The 8,355-nt window shown below is 43.2% G+C and carries 8 protein-coding genes and 1 pseudogene; 4 read left to right on the top strand and 5 right to left on the bottom strand.

Annotated elements, in window-relative coordinates; genetic code table 11:
* Nucleotides 1-176: 176 nt before the first annotated feature.
* The 3 genes and pseudogenes from TY49_RS24785 to abc-f form a co-directional block, all read right to left on the bottom strand.
* The gene (locus TY49_RS24785) at nt 177-323 is read right to left on the bottom strand and encodes a hypothetical protein (protein WP_156972727.1); all 147 of its coding nucleotides are present in this window, start codon (nt 321-323) and stop codon (nt 177-179) included.
* A 12-nt stretch (nt 324-335) separates the two neighbouring features.
* A pseudogene (locus tag TY49_RS25315) lies at nt 336-791 on the bottom strand (DUF2269 family protein).
* A 212-nt stretch (nt 792-1,003) separates the two neighbouring features.
* Nucleotides 1,004-2,923, bottom strand: coding sequence for a ribosomal protection-like ABC-F family protein (gene abc-f / locus TY49_RS18475; RefSeq protein ID WP_041967388.1), 1,920 nt, complete (start codon nt 2,921-2,923; stop codon nt 1,004-1,006).
* A gap of 519 nt (nt 2,924-3,442) precedes the next feature.
* Here abc-f and TY49_RS18470 point away from each other — a divergent pair.
* A complete protein-coding gene (locus tag TY49_RS18470; RefSeq protein ID WP_041967387.1) occupies nt 3,443-4,363 on the top strand; it encodes a DMT family transporter in 921 nt (306 codons plus the stop codon).
* Between the two features lie 17 nt (nt 4,364-4,380).
* The gene (locus TY49_RS18465; RefSeq protein ID WP_041967386.1) at nt 4,381-4,959 is read left to right on the top strand and encodes a cysteine dioxygenase; all 579 of its coding nucleotides are present in this window, start codon (nt 4,381-4,383) and stop codon (nt 4,957-4,959) included.
* Between the two features lie 19 nt (nt 4,960-4,978).
* Here TY49_RS18465 and TY49_RS18460 read toward each other — a convergent pair whose 3' ends face one another.
* Nucleotides 4,979-5,470 (bottom strand): YehS family protein, encoded by a 492-nt coding sequence (locus TY49_RS18460; RefSeq protein ID WP_041967385.1) that lies wholly within the window; start codon nt 5,468-5,470, stop codon nt 4,979-4,981.
* Nucleotides 5,471-5,613: 143 nt separating this feature from the next.
* On the bottom strand, nt 5,614-5,850 hold the full coding sequence (locus TY49_RS18455; RefSeq protein ID WP_041967392.1) for a hypothetical protein: 237 nt from the start codon (nt 5,848-5,850) through the stop codon (nt 5,614-5,616).
* A 212-nt stretch (nt 5,851-6,062) separates the two neighbouring features.
* Here TY49_RS18455 and TY49_RS18450 point away from each other — a divergent pair, with 212 nt between their 5' ends.
* Both TY49_RS18450 and TY49_RS18445 read left to right on the top strand, forming a co-directional pair.
* A complete protein-coding gene (locus TY49_RS18450) occupies nt 6,063-7,277 on the top strand; it encodes a metal ABC transporter solute-binding protein, Zn/Mn family (RefSeq protein WP_041967384.1) in 1,215 nt (404 codons plus the stop codon).
* A 76-nt stretch (nt 7,278-7,353) separates the two neighbouring features.
* Nucleotides 7,354-8,349, top strand: a complete 996-nt coding sequence (locus TY49_RS18445) for a permease (protein WP_041967383.1) — start codon at nt 7,354-7,356, stop codon at nt 8,347-8,349.
* Nucleotides 8,350-8,355 lie beyond the last annotated feature (6 nt).

Below are 8,355 nucleotides of genomic sequence, written 5' to 3'. Positions count from 1 at the left end.
GCGCAACCATACCTGTCCGAACCTTGCCTTACTTATGACAGCTTTTCTCCCCGTACAACCAAACCTGTCCTAACGCATCCTTACTTCTGTCAGCTTTTCCTCTTCCAACCCCGAAGCTGCCTAAAAAACAAAAAAAGCACCATCCCAAAAGGCTGGTACTCTCTCTTCCTAGCATCCTACTTAACAATCACATAAGGATTTCCGCCGATGGACTTCCTTATTTCTTCAGTGATAACGACACTGGAGGCCTGTGGTCGTGCAGCAGCACCTGTCGTCTGTTTGTTTTCTCCGCTTCCGTCATAGAACATTGGCTTCGCTTGCAATTTCGTATCCCCCTAGAATGGTTTTGTTGACATAAGCACGATGAGCACAACAGCTGCAACATGTGCAATGCCGTTTAGTTTTGCAGCTTTTTTATCCAGCTGGTGATATTCAGGCGACAATTCGCCGTCACTGCTGTTCATGACAAGTTCGACTTGCTTTTCGATTGTTTTTGGTAACATTGCTGCGACGATTGGCTGAATCAGTACGTAAATTACTAAAGATCCGATAAACCATCACTGTGACCAAAGCACAGGATTGACGATGGCCATCAAAATCCCACTGGCTAACAAAGTAAGTGATCCAACCTTTGCAAACATCTCTATTTTTTTATTAATCTCAAAACAAACTTTTGCGTTCGTTACTGACTTAGCACCAAACTTGGCAACCACCGGCATTCCAAAGCTCGCTCCTAAACCAACAACGGCCGCGATGACATGAACTAGAACTAACAATCCATATAATGTCATACTCATCCCCCTAGAACTTTTTACCTATATATTTGTAACGTAAATATTCCCTTCCAGGGTAAAAAATCCTATATTTCCAACTTACTTATAGTGTTTTACTCCTATAAAGTAAAAAAGGAAGCATGAACGAATCACACTTCCTCTTATTTATAGTGTTTTCCTCCTATAACATCAAAAAAGGGAAGCATGAACGAATCCACGCTTCCTCTCACTTACTCACCGGCTTTCAACCACATCTCCATCGCCAGCTCGAGTTCGTCATTCAGTTGCTGTTTCCTGCTATACAGCTTATCAAGTTCCTCATAATCCTGGTTGATCCCCATCACTAAATCAAGCTCCGTGATTTCTTTTTCAAGGACTTTAATCTTCCTGAAAAGCTTCGCGGAAGGTTCTGGTTGCAACTGATGCACCACTTTCTGCCCTTTCGCCTTAAAAGTCGAAAACGGTTCGATAACAACAGCTTTCTCTTTTTCCGCAGACTTCTCCCTTTTATAATCATCATAATTGCCAGGATAGCTCTTCAAGCCGAAGTCCTCTACAGCAATCACGCGCTCGCCAAGTTTATTGATAAAATAGCGGTCATGTGAGATGAAGAAAATCGTGCCTTTAAAATCGTCAAGCGCTGCCTCCAAAGTCTCAATCGAATCAATATCCAGGTGATTTGTCGGTTCATCCAAGATCAGCAAATTGATATCCTGAAACATCAGCATTGCCAGCTTGAGTCTGATCCTCTCCCCGCCTGACAAGAACTTCACCTTTTTAAAGACACTTTTTTTGTAAAACATGAACTTCGCCAGATACTCGCGCGCTTTTCCCTCCACAATCGAGATATCCTCCCGGAAGCATTCGAGCAGCGTGAGCTCCTCATTTTTAAACTCAATTTTCTGAGGCAAATATGCAGCCATCACATTCGCACCAAACTCAATCACACCGGCATCTGGCTGCTCTTCCCCAAGAAGCATTTTCAATAATGTTGTCTTGCCGCTCCCATTCGGACCGACAAGGCCGACCCGCTCACCGTAATGAACCATCAGATCAGCGCCATCAAAAATCACCTTATCCTCATAGCGCTTAGAAACACCAACTGCCTTGATCGTTTCATTGCCGGAGCGCACCGCATCATTAAAACTCAAACGCATATTCCGTCGCTCAAAAATCGGCTTATCAATCCGGTCCAGCTTATCAAGCTTCTTCTGGATGCTCGCCGCACGCCTAAAAAATTTGTTATTATCGGCCCGCAACGCCCAGTCTCGCAGGCTCGTCACCTGCTTTTCCATGTTATTGACCTTCTTCTGCTGTTCACGGAACTGCTCATACTGCACCCGCATATTCTCTTCTTTCTGGCTGATAAAACTGGAATAGTTCCCTCTGTAGCTTATCGTTTCCATGTCCTCGATCTCGACGATTTTGTTGACGACATTATCAAGGAAATAACGGTCATGCGAGACAATCAGCACAATGCCTTTATAATTTTTCAAAAAGCCTTCCAGCCATTCAATTGAATCCATATCAAGATGATTAGTCGGCTCATCCAGCAGCAAGATGTCCGGCTGGTGAATCAGGATCTTCCCCAATCCTATCGTCGTCTTCTCCCCGCCGCTTAGTAAATCAAAATCCCTCTGTAAAAAATCCTCGGTAAACTTAAGCCCGGTGCACACCTTGCTTAGCTTCTCCTCCTGCTCATAACCGCCCTTTGATTCATATAGATTCACCATATCACTATATTTATTGAGCGCTTTTTCCAAAGCACCATCCTCTAAAATCTGCATCTGCTCCTCAATTTCACGCATCTGCTTCTCAACCTCATGAACCTCTTCAAATGCAAGATTCAGCACATCAATCACTTTCAGGCCGGCCGGATACGAAGGCATCTGCTCAAGGTAAGCGAACGACGCTCCGCGAGGCCTGTGAATCAGCCCTTCATCATATCCTGGACTCGAGGTTTGCGGATACCCAGGATAATAATGCATAGGCTCAATTCCGGCAATCACCTTAAGAACCGTGCTTTTCCCGCTGCCGTTCGCCCCGACAATCCCAACCTTATCTCCTTCAAATGCTTCCAGTGTAAAACTGTTCACGACCAGTGTCGCTTCCATATATTTTTTAATTCCATGTACTTTCAGTTCTAACATACAAATTCCTTCTTTCATCCATAATGAAGCTACACTTTTTATGGACAGCACAAAGAAGAACTTATTTACTATTCAATTCTGTAATAATTGGCGCTTTTCCAAGCCGAAAACACTGCCTCGTTCTGAGTCCAAATAAAAAAGACCATAAGAAGAATACTCTCCCTACAGTCTTGAATCACAATTTCAGCAAGCACAAATAAGCCTATGCCAAAAAATCCGTATCACGATTCAGTAAAGTAAGTTATCTTCTAATTGCCGTAATTCCATAAAGAGCATAACGAATTAAACCTATGCAACATAGGCACTTTTACACTCAATACAAAATCCTTATTAATAAAATTAATAATTAGCAATTAGATGTTGGTTCCATAAACTTACTTTCCCTCCTCAATCATTTGCTTCATTATCTCAGGTTTACATTATTTTGTAAATATTACTGGATAATTTTTCATGATTCTTCTTCCCCCGAGACAAGCATAAATTAGTAGAAAACTTGTCCACCAGAAAGGATTCCACGCAATGATTCCGTTACGCGCCAAGCTTACAGCTTCTTTTTATGCTCTATTATCGATCAGTTTTTGGGGAGTTTCCTTTGTTTCTGCAAAAGCTGTACTCGTAAAGCTCGATCCGTACTCATTATTGGTGCTCCGCTTTGGCCTAGGAGCTTTATTTTTATTAGTGATTTTACTGCTCAACCGTTCTCGTCTCCGGATTTCGATCGGATACATCCCCCATTTGGTGGTCCTCGGAATACTGGGCGTCTTTGTTCATCAAGTGCTGCAGGCAACCGCTCTGTTAACGATCAATGCCTCGTCTGCAGGCTGGTTGATTTCATTTTCACCTATTTTCACCGTAATCCTTTCAGTTCTGTTTTTGCATGAAAAGATGAATGTGAAAAAAGCGCTTGGAATGGTGGTCGCCATTGCAGGGGTCTTTCTTGTCACTACCACCCGGAGCGGCCATTCCTTCGAGTTCTCATTGAACATCGGCTTCATCCTGATGATTCTCAGCACACTGAACTGGGCGATTTATTCCATTCTGTTAAAAAGGCTCCATATCCCGTACCCCGCACTCTTGGTAACATTTTACATGAGCCTGATTGGCTTTATGCTCACTCTGCCTTTTATCATCCGCAACAGAGGCTGGGAATCCCTGCCCATGCTGACACAGACAGAGTGGGCGCATCTTTTGTTCCTTGCGATATTTGTGTCTGGAATTGGCTATTGGTATTGGGGAAAGGCACTGGAGGTTTTGGATGCTTCGAAAGTGTCAATGTTCTTGTACCTTGAGCCCCTGGCTACCCTGATTGCCGCCATCTTTCTTTTACATGAAAAATTTATTCTCATAAGTGCGATTGGCGGTATCATAATTATTATTGGAGTGGTTATTGTCAATGGTGGTCTTGCACGTTTAGTGACGAGTTCTATTTTTAAAAAATGAAGAAGGTGGGAGTGCCCATGACTTTAAATCCTCAGGCAAAAAATGTGTTGGATTCACTAATAGATCCTTCCAAACACGAGATGAAGGAGGCACTGGCGAAGATCAATATGTCTTTAGATGAATTGAAGCCCCATCTCCAATCATCTTCCGGCAAGCCTTATTATCGAAAACTTCTCTATAAAAGCGAGGATGTAGAGCTTCTGGTGATGAACTGGTCAGATTTAGAATGCGCTCCGCATGATCACGGGGATTCCCACGGCTGGATCCAGGTTCTTAATGGGACATCAGTTAATTCAGTTTATGAGGTCAAAGGCAGCAGCCTGCCAAAAGAGCTGTTCAAGGAGTATCACCATCAAGGGAAGTTTTTCTATGCTCCGCAGAAAGGTGTCCATAAAATGCAAGCAGACGGTGCAAAAGGACTCGTCACTCTCCACCTATATTCCCCTCCCATCAGTGGGATGAGAGTCTACGACCTTGAAAAATGTGCCGCCTGTGTGGTCTCCGATGACTGCGGAGCATGGTGGCCAGAAGAACAGCGTCAGAGGATCAAAGAAATTCAGCTTATCAAACAAGAAGACGGTTCTCATGCTTCATGAGAACCGTCTCTAAAAATCTCTATTCACGGAATTTCAGGGCCAGTCCCTTCAGGAAATTCCGCGCGAATTTATCGCCGCATTCCCGATAGTTCTTATGCCCTTCTTTTCTCAAAATCGCACCAAGCTCACCCTTAGACACGCGGACTCCCGCAAGTTCAAAAATCTCGAGCATATCCTCGCTCGTGAGCGACAGGGCGATCTTCACTTTTTTCAAAAGCTGGTTATTCACAGTCTCCCCGGTTAGTGGCGGAGCAGCATTCTCCCCTGGGCGCTTCCCTCTTTTAAAAGTAACCATGCCATTCAAGAACTGCTCCATCATTGCATTGTTGACTCTTATGTAGCCCTCTGGGACAATCTCCTCACCAAATTCATCTTCATCTACCCTCTGCAGCATCATACGGACATCGTCCTTCGTCACGTTCACGCCACCGAGCTTGAAGATTTCTACCATATCGATATCCTTGATATCCAAGGCGTAGCGCAAACGGATCGTTATATCATTGTTAAGCATTTAAAAATCCTCCTATATAAAGCTGTACCGTTAGTATTCCCGATTAACTATTGCAGTCTAACATTAAATGTTAAAAATGCCTATAGTTTTCACCTTCTAAAGCGACTGGAGGCAGTTTTTGAATGGGGAGCTGCAACAACTCATTAAGATTTCTGGCTTTTGCTAAATAACCTGGTTACAGCAAATGCTATACCCAATGACAATACAGAGATCACCAATGGGATTGAGTTTGTATTCCCAAACTCGACCTGGGATGGCAAACCTGCCGCTTCCAAAGGGATTTCAGGCGTATAAAAGGTGGTTAACAGCAGACCAGACACAATCTGTAACACGATATAAGCCAAGATAAAACTTCCGGCAAACAACAAATACTTTTTCATCTCCATCACCCTTTCCTACCCATTAGTACGGTTGGGGCTTTAATAAGTTTCATAAAGGCTGTGTCTTCATTTCAGAAATGGCATTCCAATCTGCCTATCAACATTCTTTAAATCGTAATGATTCCTAAAATCATTTACAAATTTAAATTTCTGTTTTACACTTTAAATCGTAATCATTTCGATTAATGAAAATATCGACTAAGGAGATCACTATGAAAATCACTAAACTATCACTTGGCTTACTGCTATTAGTGGGTTTGACACTAGCCGGATGTTCCTCCAGCAAGGAATCAGTAAACAAAAATAATTCAGAAGCTACTAAGCTGACGGTCTATACAACCATCTATCCACTTCAGGATTTTGCGAAAAAAATCGGCGGGGAATTCGTGGATGTGGAGAGCATCTACCCACCGAATGTTGACGCCCATAGCTTCGAACCAAGCACGCAGGATATGATGAAGCTTGCTGAAGCAGATTTATTCATTTATTCCGGTGCCGGAATTGAAGGGTTTGCGGAAAAAGCGGAGCAAGCCTTGAAAAATGAAAAGGTCATGATTGTAAAAGCCGCAAAAAATGTGGAAATGATTGAGTCTTCCCATGATCATTCTCATGAAGGAGAAGATGCTCATTCCGAAGAAGAACATCATGACAAGGAAGCCGCTCACTCCGAAGAAGAGCACTATGACGAAGAAGCCGCTCACCCCGAAGAAGAGCACCATGACGAAGATGTCGCTCACTCCGAAGAAGAGCACCATGATGAAGAAACTGCTCACTCCGAAGAAGAGCACCATGATGAAGAAGCTGCTCACTCTGATGAAAATCACCATGACGAAGAAGCCGCTCATTCTGATGAAGAACAACATAACGAAGACACCACTCACTCGGACGAGGACCATCAAAATAAAAACATAGATCCTCATGTTTGGCTTGATCCAATCCTGTCTATCAAACTGGCATCAAATATTAAAGATTCCTTGATTGAGCTTATGCCTGATCGTGAACAGGAATTTGAACAGAATTTCGCGCAACTTGAGAAAGACCTAAAGGAATTGGACAATGAATTCAAGAGTGTGATTGAACAGGCCGAAAACAAACATCTGCTTGTTGCCCATGAAGCGTATGGATACTGGTCAAATAGATATGGAATCATCCAGATTGCTGTCAATGGACTTTCCCCTACACAGGAGCCTTCACAACGAGAATTGACAAAGTTAATTGAAGAAGCAAAAGAACATGATTTGAAATACATTGCGTTTGAACAGAATGTTTCGTCACGCGTGGCAGAAATGATTCAAAGAGAAATCGGTGCTGAGACAGTTACCTTGTATAATCTTGAGTCCATCTCAGTTGAAGATATGAAGAATCAAGAGGATTATTTCAGCCTGATGCGGAAAAATCTTCAGACGTTGGAAAAAGTGTTAAATTGATAGCCTTTTTTACTAGATTGTACATATTTTCTTAAATTAAATAGTACAATCTAGTAAAAGTAACTAGGAGGAGAAAATGATTCGATTAATCCGGTCTAATTTATTGGACATTACAGGTTTTGCTGTCATTCTGGCGTTTCTCATGCTGCTAAGCCTGGGGATGGGGTTTCAGAGTAAGTTGGAAGTCCCCTCTTCCATTCTGAATCTGAATACGATATTTCTCAGTATTTTAATAGAAGCCTTCCCGTTTGTTCTGATTGGGGTGCTGATTGCGGGGATGATTCAGATTTTTGTCACCGAGGAGCATATAAGCAGGTGGATTCCTAAGAACAAATATTTGGCGATTGTCATGAGCTGCAGTGTTGGCGCTCTTTTTCCAGCCTGCGAATGCGGAATCGTGCCAATCATCCGCAGGCTAGTTGGCAAAGGAGTCCCGATCGCCGCCGCCATTGGTTTTATGTTGACAGGTCCCCTCATCAATCCGATTGTCATTGCGTCTACATATATGGCTTTTGGCAACGACTTTAAAATCGCTGCACTTCGAATGGGATTGGGATTTGCCATCGCGATCATTGTCGCCTTCATGGTTGGAATGATTTTCAAAGGAACGCAGTTCAAAAAAAGCACCTCATTGCACGTCCATAGTCATTCTGGAAAACAGTCCTTCCTAGAAAAATTCTGGGCCATGCTCCAGCATTCAATTGATGAGTTTTTCGACATGGCCAAGTATTTGATCATCGGAGCATTCCTGGCCGCTATGGTCCAAACCTATATGCCGGCGAAAACCTTATTGGAAATCGGCAGTGGTGCGGCTTCCTCACTGGCCGTCATGATGGGACTAGCTTTCTTCCTGTCCCTTTGCTCTGAAGCAGATGCCTTCATTGGTGCTTCCTTCAGCAGCATCTTTCCTTCAACCTCGATCCTTGGCTTCCTGATTTTCGGACCGATGATTGACTTGAAAAATACGCTGATCATGATGAGTGTGTTCCGATTTAAATTTGTCATGACCGTTCTTGCGCTCGTCGCTGGGACTGTATTCACTATTCTCATGCTGTTTGGCGGCATGCTATAGGAGGTC

The organism is Mesobacillus selenatarsenatis SF-1 (genome assembly GCF_000813125.1).
Classification (GTDB): Bacteria; Bacillota; Bacilli; order Bacillales; family Cytobacillaceae; genus Mesobacillus; species Mesobacillus selenatarsenatis.
The sequence above is the reverse complement of the archived record's forward strand: the minus strand, read 5'-3'. Positions and strand labels throughout refer to the sequence as shown.